At 72.2% G+C, this 16,148-nt stretch carries 15 protein-coding genes; 5 read left to right on the plus strand and 10 right to left on the minus strand.

The features are described from left to right. Nucleotides 1-580: 580 nt before the first annotated feature. The gene (locus BFF76_RS02560; protein ID WP_079122293.1) at nt 581-1,420 is read left to right on the plus strand and encodes a GNAT family N-acetyltransferase; all 840 of its coding nucleotides are present in this window, start codon (nt 581-583) and stop codon (nt 1,418-1,420) included. 24 nt (nt 1,421-1,444) lie between these two features. Next, the gene (locus BFF76_RS02565) at nt 1,445-2,590 is read left to right on the plus strand and encodes a PP2C family protein-serine/threonine phosphatase (RefSeq protein ID WP_053930061.1); all 1,146 of its coding nucleotides are present in this window, start codon (nt 1,445-1,447) and stop codon (nt 2,588-2,590) included. Between the two features lie 212 nt (nt 2,591-2,802). Here the strand turns inward: BFF76_RS02565 and BFF76_RS02570 are convergent, their stop codons facing one another. Both BFF76_RS02570 and BFF76_RS02575 read right to left on the minus strand, forming a co-directional pair. Further along, nucleotides 2,803-3,300, minus strand: coding sequence for a hypothetical protein (locus BFF76_RS02570; RefSeq protein ID WP_244167204.1), 498 nt, complete (start codon nt 3,298-3,300; stop codon nt 2,803-2,805). 101 nt (nt 3,301-3,401) lie between these two features. Beyond that, nucleotides 3,402-4,670, minus strand: a complete 1,269-nt coding sequence (locus BFF76_RS02575; protein ID WP_065847025.1) for an esterase/lipase family protein — start codon at nt 4,668-4,670, stop codon at nt 3,402-3,404. 32 nt (nt 4,671-4,702) lie between these two features. On the opposite strand from BFF76_RS02575, the gene BFF76_RS32835 reads away from it, so the two are divergent. Further along, complete coding sequence (locus BFF76_RS32835) at nt 4,703-4,858, plus strand: hypothetical protein (protein WP_167359463.1); 156 nt, start codon at nt 4,703-4,705, stop codon at nt 4,856-4,858. 49 nt (nt 4,859-4,907) lie between these two features. Here the strand turns inward: BFF76_RS32835 and BFF76_RS02580 are convergent, their stop codons facing one another. Together BFF76_RS02580 and BFF76_RS02585 are read right to left on the minus strand one after the other, a co-directional pair. Beyond that, a complete protein-coding gene (locus BFF76_RS02580; RefSeq protein WP_141695562.1) occupies nt 4,908-5,129 on the minus strand; it encodes a hypothetical protein in 222 nt (73 codons plus the stop codon). A 203-nt stretch (nt 5,130-5,332) separates the two neighbouring features. Next, a complete protein-coding gene (locus BFF76_RS02585) occupies nt 5,333-5,839 on the minus strand; it encodes an NUDIX hydrolase (RefSeq protein ID WP_031095819.1) in 507 nt (168 codons plus the stop codon). Between the two features lie 208 nt (nt 5,840-6,047). Here BFF76_RS02585 and BFF76_RS02590 point away from each other — a divergent pair, with 208 nt between their 5' ends. Continuing rightward, nucleotides 6,048-9,539 (plus strand): phosphodiester glycosidase family protein, encoded by a 3,492-nt coding sequence (locus BFF76_RS02590; RefSeq protein WP_065847029.1) that lies wholly within the window; start codon nt 6,048-6,050, stop codon nt 9,537-9,539. 213 nt (nt 9,540-9,752) lie between these two features. Here BFF76_RS02590 and BFF76_RS02595 read toward each other — a convergent pair whose 3' ends face one another. The 4 genes from BFF76_RS02595 to dhaK all read right to left on the minus strand — a co-directional run bounded on the left by BFF76_RS02595 (nt 9,753) and on the right by dhaK (nt 12,771). Next, nucleotides 9,753-10,223: an ATP-binding protein gene (locus tag BFF76_RS02595; protein WP_141695563.1), complete on the minus strand. Its 471-nt coding sequence runs from the start codon at nt 10,221-10,223 to the stop codon at nt 9,753-9,755. 495 nt (nt 10,224-10,718) lie between these two features. Then, nucleotides 10,719-11,129 (minus strand): PTS-dependent dihydroxyacetone kinase phosphotransferase subunit DhaM, encoded by a 411-nt coding sequence (locus tag BFF76_RS02600; RefSeq protein ID WP_031095824.1) that lies wholly within the window; start codon nt 11,127-11,129, stop codon nt 10,719-10,721. Next, a complete protein-coding gene (gene dhaL / locus BFF76_RS02605) occupies nt 11,126-11,743 on the minus strand; it encodes a dihydroxyacetone kinase subunit DhaL (RefSeq protein ID WP_031095826.1) in 618 nt (205 codons plus the stop codon). Before dhaL ends, BFF76_RS02600 begins: the two co-directional genes overlap by 4 nt. A gap of 35 nt (nt 11,744-11,778) precedes the next feature. After that, the gene (gene dhaK / locus BFF76_RS02610; RefSeq protein WP_065847031.1) at nt 11,779-12,771 is read right to left on the minus strand and encodes a dihydroxyacetone kinase subunit DhaK; all 993 of its coding nucleotides are present in this window, start codon (nt 12,769-12,771) and stop codon (nt 11,779-11,781) included. A 272-nt stretch (nt 12,772-13,043) separates the two neighbouring features. On the opposite strand from dhaK, the gene BFF76_RS02615 reads away from it, so the two are divergent. Further along, nucleotides 13,044-14,132 carry an NAD-dependent epimerase/dehydratase family protein gene (locus tag BFF76_RS02615; protein ID WP_065847082.1) on the plus strand — a complete coding sequence of 363 codons (1,089 nt, stop codon included), beginning with the start codon at nt 13,044-13,046 and terminating at the stop codon, nt 14,130-14,132. A 71-nt stretch (nt 14,133-14,203) separates the two neighbouring features. On the opposite strand, the gene BFF76_RS02620 is transcribed toward BFF76_RS02615, so the two are convergent. Then, complete coding sequence (locus BFF76_RS02620) at nt 14,204-15,316, minus strand: sensor histidine kinase (RefSeq protein WP_031095831.1); 1,113 nt, start codon at nt 15,314-15,316, stop codon at nt 14,204-14,206. Between the two features lie 5 nt (nt 15,317-15,321). Further along, a complete protein-coding gene (locus BFF76_RS02625) occupies nt 15,322-16,092 on the minus strand; it encodes a response regulator transcription factor (protein WP_065847033.1) in 771 nt (256 codons plus the stop codon). Nucleotides 16,093-16,148 lie beyond the last annotated feature (56 nt).

The raw sequence follows: 16,148 nt of genomic DNA on the forward strand, positions 1-16,148 counted from the left end.
GTCCTCGATCCAGGGAAGTCCGTCCGGAGCGCCTGCTCGTTCCGCGGCTGCGGTCGGTGCAGTATGCATGGTCATCCCGTCACGCTCCTCGGATTGTGGGCCGTGAGGTTGAGACGCCTGCCCGATCGGCCACAACTCATGCGCAATCAAAAGGATTTGAGTAACACGTACCCAGGAATCGGCCGCGGACAGCCTGATCGTCCCCAGGGGCCGTCGCTGCGGCACCGCGTGAGCCCGGCAGCGCACAGAACCGCCCCACCGGTACGGGGGAGCCCGGTGGGGCGGTCGTACCCAGAGTGCCACAGGCCGGTGCCGGTTGGGGCAGTATCGCGCGCAGTGGTGCACTATTCGCCGGACCGGACGCGGCGCGGCCGGCCTGACGCGGTGTGGTCTGCGGTACATGCCGGGCGCCGCGCGCGAGCGGAGAGCGCGCCGGCGACGCGGCGTCCACCCAGTTCCCCCGCCGCACGCTCGTGGACGGCCCGGCGTCCGGGTGCCCGGGTGCCCGGGAATAGGCGAGGGGCGGATCAGCCTTACATCCCTGTCGCGGATACCCGTACCGACCGGAGTGAGAGAGCCCATGCCCGAGGCCACGCCCCTGCGCACGAACCCGCCCGGGGCGGGGACAGCGAACCACTCCGCGTCGTGGGCCACCGGCCCCCGTACGGGAGCCGAAAGGCCCCATCCGCTGGACAATCCTGTCCGCGCCGCCCTGACCGGTCCGCACGCCCACTTCGCCGAACGGCGAGGGCGCATCCTGCGCTACCGCCCCGACGTCACCCCCTGGCTCGCCCTGCCGGACGACCCCGACGCCCAGGACTGGGCCGACGTCGCCGCGCTGGCGGGCCCCGGCGGGTCCGTCACCCTCACGGCCTTCCGCGAGCCCCCGCCGGCCGAGTGGGAGGTCGTCTTCCAGGCCGAGGGCGTCCAGCTGGTGAGCGAGGCGGACACCGCCCCCGACCCGGAAACCGTGGTCCTCGGCCCCGCGGACGTGCCGGAGATGCTCGACCTGGTCGAGCGCACCCGTCCCGGCCCGTTCCTGCCGCGCACCGTTGAGCTCGGCACCTATCTCGGGATCCGCCGCGCCGGGATCCTCGTCGCGATGGCGGGGGAGCGGCTGCACCCGCCCGGCTGGACCGAGATCAGTGGCGTGTGCACCGACGGGTCCGTGCGGGGCCAGGGACTCGCGACACGCCTCGTCGGGGCCGTCGCCCACGGCATCAGGGAGCGGGGCGAGACGCCCTTCCTGCACGCCGCCGCGTCGAACACCTCCGCCATCCGGCTCTACGAATCCATCGGCTTCACCCTGCGCCGCAGGACCTCATTCCTCTCGGTGACCGTCCCCGCGGACTCGGAGCCGCCCGCCGACGCCGAGACCCGGGGCCCGGGGGCGGGTAGCTTGGAACACGTGGGGCGGTAGGGACGGACAGGCGGGAGGCATGCCGTGGTCATGGGGTTCCTCCGCCCGTCGGCGGCGCGCAGACCGCCGCTGCCCGGTTCGGATCCGGGAGACACGGAGGCGGGCGCCGCCCGGATCGGGAACTGGGCACTCGCACTCTGGCTGTTCCTGCTGACCGTGGCGGTCGTCCTGCTGGACGCCCTCACCGGCGAGGACCTCCCACTGGTCCCGCTCCTGGTCGTGCTGCCCGCGCTGGCGTCGGTCTTCTGCACGGTCCGCCAGACCACCGCCGTGGCGGTATGGGTCATGCTGGTCGTCGTCGCCTCCCGGATCGCCTCGACAGGCCCCTTCTGGGACGTGGCCTTCCTCATCGGCTTCACGGCCCTCGCCAGTGGCCTGGGAGTCGCCGCCTGCGCCGCGCGGATCCGGCACGCCACCGAGGTCGCGCGGCTGCGCTCGGCCGCCGTCGCGCTGCAGCGCCAGATCCTGCGCCCGCTCCCCATCGTCACGCGGCAGCTCCGTGCCCACGGCCTCTACGAGCCGATCGAAGGGGACCGTTTCGTCGGCGGTGACATCTACGAGGTCGTGCAGTCGCCCCACGGGACCCGGGTGATCATCGGGGATGTCCAGGGCAAGGGGCTCCCCGCGATCGGGGCAGGGTTCGCCGCGCTCGGCGCGTTCAGGGAGGCGGCCGTGAGGGAACCCGAGCTCACCGCCGTGGCCGACTCCGTCGAGGACGCGGTCGTCCGGCACAACGCTTTCTCCGCCGAGACCGGTGAGACCGAACGCTTCGTCACCGCCCTGGTCCTGGGGTTCGACGGCGGTGACCGGATGCAGGCCGTCAACTGCGGGCATCTGCCGCCCCGGCTGCTGTGCGACGGGGCTGCGTCGGTGGTCACCCTGCACCGTACGTCCGTACCCCTGGGCATGGCGGATCTCAGCGGTGAGGCGCGCGCCACCGAGTGGGTCGGCTTTCCACCGGGAGCGTCCCTGCTGGTCTGCACCGACGGGGTGACCGAGGCGCGCGACGCCACGGGTGGCTTCTACCCGTTCGACGAGCGGCTGGGACGATGGGTCGGCCGCGAGCCGGACCAGGTCCTGGACGCGCTCCAGGCAGACCTGGAGACTTTCTCCGGCGGAGTGCGCCGTGACGACGTGGCGGTGCTCGTCCTGAGCAGGCCGCCGGTGTGAACACGGATGAAGCACGTCGTCACCTACTTCAGTACTCCAGCCGGAACGGCCGCGGCACACGAGCCGCCCTGCGGGGCGTACACCGACCCGGTTCAAGCCCTCACGCGCGCTCGCGGCCCAAGTGCAGAAAGTGCCATGGGTTCGTACTACGACTTCTCTGATACGCGGCCGGGACGCCGACCACTTGCCGCCTGACTCACCGGAGCGCCCTCTCAGTCGTCGGCGATCTGCAGGACCAGTGTGAAGTGCTGACCGTCCATTCCTGCGAGCAGGCTGTCGAACAGTGGGGTGAGTCCATTCACTGCGCCGCATTCGGCGTCGTGGTTGGTCCACCATCCGGCCGTCGGTCCGAGCAGGGACACCACCCGGTCCGCCGCGCGCTTGGCGGTCTCGACGGGCAGGTGCCGGTGGCTCGGCCAGACCAGGTCGACGGCCGCGACCTGGGCCAGGAACGAGGCGGCTCCGTGCGTCTCCACCGCTTCCAGAGAGGCGCAGATCTCCGGGACGGACGCCGGGGTGTACCCGGGCAGGAATCGCCGCCAGGCATCGTCCGCCGCGATCGCGGCCAGCAGTGTGCGGATCCGGGCTGCCAGCTCTGGAAGGTCGGGTTCCGGCTCGGTGAATCGCCCGGCTGCCACGTACACCCGCATGGGCGTGGACAGCTCTGCCATGCCGGCTTCCAGCTCGGTCAGCACCCCCGTGGATGTCACAGCGTGATTCTGCCGTACACCATCGCTCAGTCACATGGGGGTCCGGGACCGTACGGTCCCGGACCCCCACGAGGGGACTTCCGTCGGCGGTTGGCCGGTGGTCACGCTTCCTTGAGCTTGTTCACGATCCACTCGCCGAGTTCGCGGGTCATGGTGGTGTGGCCTTCGTTGGTGGTGGCGCAGTGGTAGTCGTGGAGGTCGCTGTGCTGGGGGTCGATCTTGCTGTAGAGGGCGTCGTGGTTGTCGATGCGGGCTGAGGACACGGCGCTGACGGTGGGGACGAAGGTGGAGGCGTTGTGCGTGAGTTCAGCCTCGGTCTTGTTGACGAGGCCGGCCAGCATGGCGGCGATGCCGAAGTTGGCGGCGTGGTTCAAGGCGGGAGCCTGGGGGAAGAGTCCGCCGGGTGCACCGTCGAGTTCGGGGAAGCCGGTGGTGCGGATCTCTGTCGGCTCCTGGCCCGGCCTGTCCATCCGGGCGACGGTCTGCGAGCCCGTGCCCTGGGCGTCGAGCCGGCCGATCAGATGCGGTCCGTAGGCTTCCATCGCGGGGTGGCCGGAGGGGATGTCGTTCCCGGCACCGGTGCCGGTGCCGTTGGCGACGCCGAGCAGGCGGGGAATCTGGGGCCAGTCGCCCATCTGCTCCAGGGCTTCCAGGAAGTCGGTCCGGTCCTGGTGCTGGCCGGAGGCGACGTCGAGGGTGGTCCCGGTGGCGCTCTCCAGGTGCCAGCGCAGCATCTGGCGGGCGGCGGGGCTGTTGACCAGGTTGGAGAAGGAGTTGAGGACCGGCTTGCCGACGCCTCCCCAGTTGTCCTTCACGTAGTGGGCGAACGCCTGGACTCCCAGGGGCAGCCATGCGCCGCGGTGCGGGGTGTCGTAGGAGAGGTAGGTGGCGGTTTCGTGCCGCATCCGCTGGCGCTCCAGCTTGGCAAGCGCGTAGCGGGTGATCAGCCCTCCCATGCTGAAGCCGCCGACGGTCAGCGGGTGCTCGCCCTCGCGGTCGGCGATCGCCCGCATGATGCACTGGATCGCTACCTCGGCGTTGTCGAGGATGGAAGCGGTGCGGTCGGCGAAGCCCAGCAGCACGACGTCGAAGCCGGCCTCGCGCAGCGTGGAGACGAACGGGTACTCCCCGTTCTGCAGGCCGTCGTACAGATCGTCGACGTTGGTCCCGCCGGGGGCGAAACCGTCGGCGAGGATCACCGGACGCTTGAGGGTCTTGTCGCCAGGTGAGCAGTAGAAGACCCAGGCGGTCCCGCTGGTGGTCCTGCTCCCGAGGTCCCACTTCGTGTCCCAGGGGGCGGGGGCGGCTTGCGCGGCTGCGGGCGCAGCCTCTTCAGGGGAGCCCCAGATGTTGACGACAGGCTTGGACATGCTTCGGCGTCTCCTTGGCGGTGCGGACGATCATGGCGATCACCGCCATCGTGTCGACGTTCGTGCCCGCCTACCACCCGAATCAGGTCGAATCACTCTCGCGGGTACGAAACGCCCTGTTCATGCCCGCCCGCCCGCACATCTCGCGTATGCGGGCGGAGCGGCGGACCTGGCTGGTCAGGCGTTGAAGAGGGCTGACGGGTGACCCCTCCACTGCGATCTGGAACGCGCCGGGCATCAGGGGCGGTGCAGTACGCGCCCGGGTTGCCGGTTGGGCGCTGCCTCGGGGAGGTGCCACAGGATGGGCAGAGCGGTGACTGCGACGAGGGCGACCATCGCTCCGGGCACGAGGCTCCAGCCGGTGGCCAGGATGGGATCGTCGCTCGTCACCAGGCCCGCGGCGGCCTCACGTTCCTGCACAGCCCGGCGGCCCTGTGCCTCGTCGGGGACCGACGTCACGTCGGACCACCCCGGACGCAGGCGCTGCAGTTCCTCCATCGCCTGCGGCTCGGCCCCTGTGACGGCGATCTTCGCGTGATGGGGCGTGCCGTGTGCCGTGACGCCCGCAACCAGCGGGTGGGTCCGGTCGGACGCTCGTCCCGCGGGGTGGGGGGTGAAGCGGAAAGCCTCGAACTGCGGGCGGGCCGGGCCGTGACGGACCTCTACGCATCCGAGGGGGCGCGCCCCTCACGCACGTAGGCACGCAACCGCTCGACGAAGACCCGCTGGCCCGCCACCAGCCGTGCGAGGGCGACGTCCGGTGCGCACCAGGCGAACCGGTCCATCTCCGGGAACTCACGCAGCACACCGGACCCCTTCGGCCACTCCATGCTGAAGGTGCCGGGGACCGCCGCGTCAGGGTCCAGCCCGGCTTCCACGGCCCATACGGTCACGGTCTTGCCCCCCGACTGGCGTGTCTCACCCAGCGACACCCAGGTGCCGTCCGGGAGGGGCAGGCCGAGTTCCTCCTCGAACTCCCTCCGCGCGGCGGCGGCGGGCTCCTCGTCGGGTCCGTACTCGCCCTTGGGGATGGACCAGGCGGCCGTCTCACGGCGGGCCCAGAACGGTCCGCCCATGTGGCCGATCATCACTTCGGCGTCCGGGTGGCCGTCCCTTCCGGTGACGACCCGGAAGAGCAGAATCCCCGCGCTGCGCCTGACTGTCGACATGTCGTCAAGTGTGCGGGGCTGCGGGGCGGAAGGCCACCGGCGCGGGGATCAGTGAAGCCCCGCCGTCCGGGACCGCGGAGGTCACCCCTCTGCCGCGCGCTGTTCCTCCTGATGTCCCCGTTGTCCTCTGGTGCGTCCCACCGAGCCCGGTCATGCTGTCCGCCGACACCGTATTCCGCGTGCAATCCGCTCCGCACCAGGAGGATTTGTGGGCCCAGGCACTTTCCGCGGCACCCGGCGGTCACTCGTGCTGCTGGCGGCCGTGGCGGCGACGGCGGCCGGGGCCGTCGCACCCGCAGCAGCCGACTCGACACCCGACCCCCGCCCGCACACCACCGCCGAGATCCTCAGACCCGTCGCCCCGCCGGCCGCGAGCGGCTCGTCCGGGCAAGCGAGATCCGTCGTGGACGGCGACGGCATCGAGACCGCTCGCGCCTCCCGCCCCGTCGCCCCCGGCGTGCGTCTGAGCTCGTACGACCGCCTCGAGTCCGACAAGTGGCTGCGGGTCGACACCCTCTCGGTCGACCTGGACGGCAGCGGAGTACGCGCCGACTACCTCTCGTCGGGCAAGGTCGCGGACCGGCACACGGTCTCCGAGCTGGCCGCCGGGCATGACGCGGGGAAGGGGCGTCGTACAGTCGCTGCGATCAACGCGGACTTCTTCGACATCAACCAGACCGGAGCGCCCCAGGGGCCCGGGATCAAGGACGGCCGGACGGTCCACTCCCCGGCCCCGGGTGTCAACCGAGCGGTGGGCATCGGGCCGCAGAACGCCGGCCGCGTCCTGCAGCTGTACTTCGAGGGCACAGTGACCCTCCCTTCCGGCGCGCACCCGCTGGCGGCGTACAACGCGGCGAACGTTCCGGCCCAGGGCGTGGGCGCATACACCTCGGCCTGGGGCAGTGCCGACCGGGCGCTGACCGTCGACGGCGCACAGCCCGTGGCGGAAGTCGCGGTGCGGGACGGCAAGGTCGCCTCCGTGTCGGACACCCCAGGAGCGGGCCCGGTGCCCGAGGACACCGTGGTCCTCGTCGGCCGTGAGGCGGGAGCGGGGCTGCTGGCCGCCCTGGAGCCCGGTGACCCGGTCGGCATCGAGTACCGGGCCCGCACCGACAGCGGAGCCGTCCCCCGCACCGCCGTGGGCGGCCGGGAACTGCTCGTCGTCGACGGGGTGGCACAGGACCACGAAGGCGAAGGCAACAACACCGCGGCGCCCCGCACCGCGGTCGGGTTCTCCGCGGACGGCCGGACCATGCAGGTCATCACAGTCGACGGCCGCCAGACCGACAGCGGCGGTGTCACCCTCACCGAACTCGGTGTGATGATGCGCGAGGCCGGCTCTCACAGCGCGCTGAACCTCGACGGGGGAGGCTCGTCGACCCTCGTCGCGCGCGAGCCGGGCAGTGACGCGCTCCAGGTCGAGAACAGCCCGTCCGACGGCAGCGAACGCACCGTCCCCAACGGTCTCGCCCTGACCGCTCCCGACGGCAGCGGGCGGCTCGAGGGCTTCTGGGTCGAGACCCGTACACCGTCCGGCGCGGCCCCCGGCGACGACCCCGTCGGCGGCGGGCACCCCGAGCGGGTCTTCCCCGGCCTGACCCGGCAGCTCACCGCCGCAGGCCATGACGAGACGTACGGCCCTGCCGAGGGCGCCCCGCACTGGCGTGCCGTCAGCCCGGCCGTCGGCATCGTGGACGCCCGGGGCACGTTCACCGCGCACCGCAGCGGCACCACCGACGTCCGCGCGGAACGCGCCGGCGTCCATGGCGACACCCGGCTCACCGTCCTGGACCGGCTGGACCGTATCCGGCCCACCACCGCGCGCGTCGGACTGGCCGACGAGGAGGCCACCGGCAGCTTCGGCATCGTCGGATTCGACGCCCACGGCACGAGCGCGCCCGTCGAGCCGGGTGACCTCACCCTCGACTACGACCGCACGCTGTTCGCCGTCGCCGACGACGGCCTGGGGTCCTTCACCGTCAGGTCTCTCACCGGCTCCGGGGCAGGCCGGATCAAGGCCACGGTGGCCGGCGTGGCCACGACCCTCGCCGTGAGCGTCGGCCTCACCGAACAGCCCGTGTCGGACTTCGACGACGCCGGATCCTGGAAGTTCAGCCAGGCCCGCGCGGACGGCGCGCTCGCCGCTACGCCGGACGGGCACACGGGCACCGGCCTCCGCCTCACCTACGACTTCACCAGGTCGACGGCGACGCGCGCCGCCTACGCCGCTCCGCCGCAGCCCGTCGCGGTGCCGGGCCAGCCGCAGGCGTACACCCTCTGGATCAAGGGGGACGGCAACGGAGCCTGGCCGACCCTGCACCTCAAGGACGCGGCAGGCTCCGACCAGCTGCTGCGGGGTCCGTACATCACCTGGACCGGCTGGCGCCAGGTCACCTTCGCCGTGCCGCCGGGCGCGGCGATGCCTTTGTCGGTGCACCGCTTCTACCTCGCCGAGACGGCGGCGGCCCGGCAGTACACCGGCGAGGTCGTCATCGACGACCTGACCGCCCAGGTGCCTCCCACGGTCGAGCTGCCCGAACAGAGCCGATCCGCCGACCCGTTGATCGACACCGCGGCGGTCACGGAGGGCCGGGACTGGCAGTTCGCGGTGATGTCCGACGCCCAGTTCGTCGCACGCGACCCGGACAGCGCGATCGTCGAGCAGGCCCGCCGCACCCTGCGCGAGATCAAGGCGGCGCGTCCCGACTTCCTGGTCGTCAACGGCGACCTCGTCGACGAGGGTTCGCCCGCCGACCTCGCCTTCGCCCGGCAGGTCCTCGACGAGGAACTGGGTGACTCCCTGCCCTGGTACTACGTGCCGGGCAACCACGAGGTGATGGGAGGCAGCATCGACAACTTCATCACACAGTTCGGTCCGGCCCGGCGGACGTTCGACCACAAGGGCACCCGGGTCATCACGCTCGACACGTCGAGTCTCAGCCTGCGCGGCGGCGGATTCGCCCAGATCAAGGAATTGCGCGCCCAGCTGGACGCGGCGGCGAAGGACTCATCCGTCGGCTCCGTGATGCTGATCGAGCACGTGCCCCCGCGCGATCCGACCGTCCAGCAGGGCAGCCGGCTGAGCGACCGGAAGGAGGCGGCCCTCGTCGAACAGTGGCTCGCCGGCTTCCGCCGTACGACGGGCAAGGGCGCGGCCTTCATCGGCAGCCATGCGGGGGTCTTCGACGCCTCGCGCGTGGACGGAGTCCCCTACCTGATCAACGGGAACTCCGGCAAGGCACCGGCAGGGCCCGCGGACGAGGGCGGATTCACCGGCTGGTCCCTGATCGGCGCCGACCGTGTGGCGCCCGGCGAACAGGCGACGGCGCGCCGGCAGCCGTGGCGGGGCGGATCCGACTGGGTCTCCGCGCAGACCCGCGCCCACGTCGACGCGCTGGCCCTGGACGCCCCCACCGCGCTCGTCGCGGGGGAGCGCACGACGGTCGGGGCGTATGTCACCCAGGGCACACGGACCGTGCCGGCGGCCTTCCCGCTGAGCGCGGACTGGACCGGCTCACCCAACATCCGCATCGGGAAGCCGGACGGCGCCCGTCCACGCCACATCGCGACGCTGGACCCCGCGACGGGCACACTCACCGCGCTCCGGCCGGGCAGCGTCACGCTCGCGGTGACGGTCAACGGCGTCACCCGGCAGACAGAGATCCGGATCGCGGCCACGGCGGTGACACCCGCCGCCTGACGCCCGCCGCTCCGCCGCTCGAAGCCCCACCGCACGGCTCCCGGACCGCTCCGGGAGCCGTGCGGTGTCCCCGGTCCCGTACGCACCCGAGTCGCCGCGTCCTGCCGTGGCCCGGCCTGGTGCGCCGCCCTCGCCACCACGGTGAGGCCCGCCCACGCCCGGCACCCTGCTGTGCGAGGGCCGTGTCCGGCTCGCGACGCCGTCGGGGCGGGTTCACATCAGGGGGACGAGGACGGTGATCCGCTTGCCGTCCGGGCGAGGGCTGATGGCCACGTGCCTGGACAGACGGCAGACGAGCGGCCATCCGAACCCACCTCGCGTGAGGCCGTCCGAGGCGGACGGTGCCGATGTCGTCGGTTGTTCCGGGGAGCCGTCCTCGATGTCGAGGCGGAGTCCGTCGTCGACGAGCGCGGCCCTGAAGCCTGTCAGGCCCCTGCCGTGCCGAATCGCGTTGGTGACGAGTTCCGAGGTCACCAGCAGTGCGTCCGCGACGACGACGTCGAGGTCCTCGTTCCTCAAGTCGCAGAACGCGGCGCCGAGAAGCTCGGCCACGCGTTCCCTTGCCTCACCGGGGGTTCTGGGAACGGCTTGCCGGGCGAAACCGTGATCAGCGCTGCCGGCGGTGCGCCCAGCGATCGCTCCGGGCATCTCACCGCCCTCGGGGAGCGCGCCTGTGTCTGTCATCGTCTGCATCGGCTGCCCCATTCCCGCCGTCCCATGCCGGATGGGGCGGACCTGGTCCGAGGAGCTGGGAGGAGTCGTGACCCGCTCCCACCGGCACTCCCACCAGGGCGATCGGGCTTCGGCTCCTCACGCTTCGGTGCCCAGGCCGTTGTGTAGCCTGTCGATCTGTTCGAACGGGAGGGCTGGACGTGGAGCAGCTGGTGGACCCGACTGTCGCGCAGGCGCTTCACGCCGGAGGCGGCGAGGCCGTCCGCCTGTACGTCGCCTGATGAACACCGGCTCCAGTCCCACTCGCTGAGCGGTGACGCCTCAGATCTGTGGCACACGAACGTCAGGGCCGGCCGGGACAGATTCCGTGCGGTAGTGCGCCGCCTGCCCCGCTGAAGCGTGTGCAGAAGGCGCGCGGAGGTCTCGTCACCTCTGCGAGCCCCCCGACCGCGTCATCGACCACCGCGCCCGATGTCCACCGGCGTACGGAAGCCGGCTCGGCCACCCTCATGCCTTCCGGTAGTCGTACGCGTCCGTGGCCGCGGCCTCCACGGTCCCCAGATCGCCCCCCGCCGACGCCGTCACCAGTGCCGCGACCGCGCCCTCCACGAACGGGGCGTCCACCAGCCGCGCCCCTTCGGGCAGTTCGTCGCCCTCCGCCAGCATGGACTTCACCGTGAGCACCGCGCTCCCGAGGTCCACGATCAGCGCGACCCCGGCGCCCCTGTCGACCGCCCTCGCAGCCGCGGCGATCAGTTCCGTGCTCGTCCCCAGGCCGCCGGCCGAGGTGCCCCCCGCCGCTGCCACCGGTGCCGTCGCACCACCGGCCGCCAGCCCTCTGGCCAGCTCGGCGACGGCCTCCGCCACCGGCCGGCTGTGCGAGACCAGCACGATCCCGACCTGCTTCTCCTCGCTCATGCGCCGCCTCCACCGTTCGGTCCGGCGGCCTCGGCGAGTGCCCCGACCAGCAGCGCCGCCGAAGCCGCCCCCGGGTCCTGGTGCCCGATGCTGCGCTCGCCCAGATAACTCGCCCTGCCCTTGCGGGCCAGCAACGGCACGGTCGCCAGGGCGCCGGCCAGTGCCGCGTCCCGGGCCTCCCCGAACGAGCCGCCCAGCACCTCCACCGCAGGGAGCAGTGCGTCGAGCATCGTCTTGTCCCCGGCCTGCGCCCCGCCGAGCTGCGCCACCGCGGCCACCCCTGCCCCGAGGGCCTCGGCCAGCTGATCCGAGGTCACCTCCGGCGCATCGCCCAACGCCTTCCCGGTACGGCGCAGCAGCGTCCCGTACAACGGCCCCGACGCCCCGCCGACCGTCGAGATCAGATGCCGGCCGGCCAGTGTCAGCACGGCCCCCGGTGCGGCGGGGGCCTCCTTCTCCAGTACGTCGCTCACCGCGGCGAAGCCGCGCCGCATGTTGCTCCCGTGGTCGGCGTCCCCGATCGCGGCGTCGAGCTCGGTCAGCCGGTCCGCCTCACGGTCGACGGCGGCCGCGGTGGCGGCCATCCAGCGACGGAAGAAATCGGTGTCGAGCACAAGATCTCCTGTTCCTCGTACGGTGGAAAGTCCGTTCACCGGCCCCAGCGCAGCGCGGGCGTCCGTACCGGTGCGTCCCAGAGCCGCACCATCTCCTCGTCCACCTGGCAGAGCGTCACCGAGCAGCCTGCCATGTCCAGCGACGTCACATAGTTGCCCACCAGCGTACGAGCGACCGCCACCCCCCGCTCCGACAGCACCCGCTGCACCTCCGCGTTGAACCCGTACAGCTCCAGCAGCGGGGTCGCGCCCATCCCGTTGACCAGCACCAGCACGGGACCGCTGGGGCGCAGGTCCTCCAGCACCGCGTGGACCGCGACATCGGCGATCTCGCCGGACGTCATCATCGGGCGGCGCTCCCGGCCGGGCTCGCCGTGGATGCCGATACCCAGTTCCAGTTCGCCGGCGGGCAGGTCGAACGTCGGCGTGCCCTTCGCCGGAGTGGTGACGGAGCTGAGAGCCACCCCGAAGCTCCGAGAGGACTCGTTCACGCGCCGGGCCATGCACTCCACCCGCTCCAGCGGCGCACCCTCGTCGGCGAGGGCACCGGCGATCTTCTCGACGAACAGTGTCGCCCCGGTGCCGCGCCGGCCCGCCGTGAACGTGCTGTCGGCCACCGCCACGTCGTCATCGACCAGGACCCGGGCGACCTGGATACCCTCGTCCTCGGCGAGTTCGGCCGCCATGTCGAAGTTCAGCACGTCCCCCGTGTAGTTCTTCACGACGAACAGCACGCCGGCGCCGCTGTCGACCGCGGCGGCCGCCCGCACCATCTGGTCCGGCACCGGCGAGGTGAACACCTCCCCGGGACACGCCGCGGACAGCATCCCGGGCCCGACGAACCCGGCGTGCAGCGGCTCGTGCCCCGACCCGCCGCCGGACACGAGTCCCACCTTCCCGGCCACCGGGGCGTCACGCCTGACGACGACGCGGTTCTCGACGTCCACGACGAGCTCAGGGTGGGCGGCGGCCATTCCGCGGAGTCCGTCCGCGACGACTGTCTCCGGCACGTTGATGAGCATGCGCAACGGTTCCTCCTGGGGAGTGCGTGACGGTCGGCCGTCAGCGTGAATCCGGTCCTCTTGTCTCAGGTGCGTACGGCACCAGTATCGAAGAGACCCGGATGACGGGGAAGCGACGCGTCCGAGTGACCTGCCCCGAGCAGTCGGAGAGCGGCTACGGCCTGACCACCTTCCGGGCGGAGCCCGGCGGATCCGCGTCCCGTGGGCGTTCTTACGGTCCGGTGACGTGGGCGTGCCGCACCGTCCGTCCCGGCTTCCGGCGGCCTAGCGTGGCGGCCATGCGCGTACTGGTCACCGGCGGAGCCGGGTTCATCGGGTCACACATCGTCCGGACTCTCGCCTCCGCCGGGCACGAACCGGTGGTCCTCGACGCACTGCTTCCTTCCGCGCACGGACCGGCCGGGTCCAGCGCTTCGGCGGCGGGTGACCTGCCACCGGGTGTCCGGACTGTCGTCGCGGACGTGCGGGACGGGGCGGCGGTGGCAGGAGCGCTGTCCGGGATCGACGCCGTGTGTCATCAGGCGGCGATGGTAGGTCTCGGCAAGGACTTCGCGGACGCGCCGGAGTATGTCGGGTGCAACGACCTCGGCACCGCAGTGCTGCTCGCGGAGATGGCGGCGGCAGGGGTCCAGGGCCTGGTGCTCGCCGGTTCGATGGTGGTCTACGGCGAAGGGCGCTACGACTGCCCCCGGCACGGGTACGTCAGGCCCGGACCCCGGGCGGTGGCCGACCTGGACGCCGGCCGGTTCGAGCCGCGGTGCCCCGCCTGCGGTGCGGAGCTGGTGCCGGGGCTGGTCACCGAAGCGGCGGCGGGCGACCCGCGCAACGTGTACGCGGTGACCAAACTCGCGCAGGAGCACCTCGCCGCCGCCTGGACGCGGGCGACGGGCGGCCGGGCCGTCGCGCTGCGCTACCACAACGTGTACGGCCCCGGGATGCCGCGCGACACGCCGTACGCCGGTGTCGCGTCGTTCTTCCGCTCGGCCCTGGCCCGGGGTGAGGCACCCCAGGTGTTCGAGGACGGCGGCCAGCGCCGCGACTTCGTGCACGTACGGGACGTGGCGGCGGCCAACGCCGTGGCTCTCGCGGTACTCGGGGAGCGGGGGCCCGGCACCTTCGACGCCTACAACACGGGCAGCGGCACTCCGCACACCATCGGCGAGATGGCGTGCGCCCTGGCAGCGGCCCATGGCGGTCCGGCACCCGTCGTCACCGGTGAGTACCGGCTCGGTGACGTCCGCCATGTGACCGCGGATTCACGACGCCTCCGTGAGGAGCTCGGCTGGAAGCCGGAGACGGATTTCGCCGAGGGCATGCAGGAATTCGCCCTGGCGCCCCTGCGGAACACCGGCCGAACGGACGGGTAGGGCGGCGGGCCGGCCGTCCTGGGCCGGTGCCGCCGGGTGTGTGCCGTCGCTGCCGGGCCGGGCTTCCGGCCTCAGCCCGATGCGGCCGGGAGGGTGACTTCGAAGCAGCAGCCACCGGCCACGTTCCGCACGGCCGTCCGGCCGGAGTGCGCCTCGACGATCCCGCGGACGATGGCGAGTCCGAGGCCCGCTCCCGCCGGCGGGGTGCGGGCCGGGCTGCCCCTCCACCCCGTGTCGAACACGCGCGCGAGATCCTCCTCCGGGATTCCGCCGCACCCGTCGGTCACCGACAGCACGAGGCCGTCGGGCGACCGCCGCGCCGTCACCGCGACCGTGCCATCGGACGGGGTGCGCCGGATCGCGTTGATCAGGAGGTTGCCCATGACCCGGCTCATCTCCTTGCTGTCGACCTCCACGGGCACCGCGTCGACCTGGTCGCCCACGAGGAGGACCCCGCGCTCGCGGGCCAGCGGATCGGCCCCGGCGAGCGCGTCGCCCACCAGGTCGTGGGCGGACACCCGGGTGGGGGTCAGCGTGAGTGACCCCGCATGGATCCGGGAGAGCTCGAAGAGGTCACCGACCATGTCGTTCATCCGCTCCACCTCCCTGCGGATCTGCCGCAGATAGCGCCCGGAGTCCGCGGCCATGCCGTCCTCCAGAGCCTCGGACATGGCACGCAGACCGGTCAGCGGGGTCCGGAGATCATGTGAGATCCAGGCGACGAGTTCCCGGCGCGAACTCTCCAGGGCACGCTCGCGCCTCCGGGAGCTCTCCAGTTTCGCGCTGGTGGCCGCCAGCTCACGCGTGAGCGCGTCGAGTTCCGCGGTTGCCTGTCCCTCCGGGGCCGCGAACGTACCTCCCTCGCCGAAGGAGCGAGCGGCCAGCGTCAGGTCCCTGCTCCTGGCTGCCACCCAGCGGCCCAGCAGCATCGCCGTCGCGAAGGAGACCGAGGCGGCCATGGCGACGACGGTCGTCACCACCGTCAGATCGTGAGGGGAAAGGAACATGGCCCAGGCCACGGTCAGGGTCCCGGCGAGCATCGCCGTCACCGCCACCGCGGCGACAACGGTCAGGGAGACCACCAGGGGACGGTGCCGTAGCAGCCGCAGCGCCAGGGCGCCCAGCAGCCCGGCCGCGGCGGCGCCCAGAAAGGCGAAGAGAGCGATGAGCAGGATGTCGGCCACGTCGCTCAGTACCCGGAGGCGTCGTGGTCCGGCAGATCCATTCGGTAGCCCACACCCCACACCGTCTGGATGAGACCGGGACGGGCCGGCTCGGTCTCCACCTTGCCGCGCAGCCGCCGCACATGGACCGTCACCGTCGACAGATCGCCGAAGTCCCAGCCCCAGACCTCCCGCATCAGCTCCTCACGGGTGAACGCCTGTCCCGGGTGGCTCAGGAAGAACGCGAGCAGATCGAACTCGCGCAGCGTGAGGCACAGGTCCCTGCCGTCACGTGTCGCGCGGCGGGCAAGAGGCTCCAGACCGATGCCGGCTCCGCCGAGCCGGGCGGGGGCGGCGGAGCCGGCGCGCCGGCCCCGCCGCAGCACCGCCTCGACCCGCAGCACGAGTTCGCGCGGGCTGAAGGGCTTGGTCACGTAGTCGTCCGCACCGGTCTCGAGCCCGAGGATCCTGTCGTCCTCGTCCCCTCTCGCCGTCAGCATGATGACCGGCACGGGGCCCTGGGCGCGCATCCGGCGGCACACCTCGAAGCCGTCCATGCCGGGCAGCATCAGGTCGAGCACCACCAGATCGGGCCGCAGTGCGGCGAAGCGTTCCAGCGCCGCGGGCCCGTCCTCCGCCTGCTCGACGTCGTAGCCCGCGCGTTCCAGATACCCGGCGGCGACCTCGGCCACGGTCGGATCGTCATCCACGACGAGCACGCGGCCGTGCGGCACAACGTGCCCGCGACCGGTCGGTGCCACGGTGTCGGGGTCCGGCGGGGAGGAGATGTTCTGCATGGTGTCACTGTGGCACTACCGGCCGTTCGCACGCATGGTCCCGGGCTGCCACATGG

Origin of the sequence: Streptomyces mutomycini, assembly GCF_001700505.1 — a bacterium.
In the GTDB taxonomy this organism is placed as follows: domain Bacteria; phylum Actinomycetota; class Actinomycetes; order Streptomycetales; family Streptomycetaceae; genus Streptomyces; species Streptomyces mutomycini.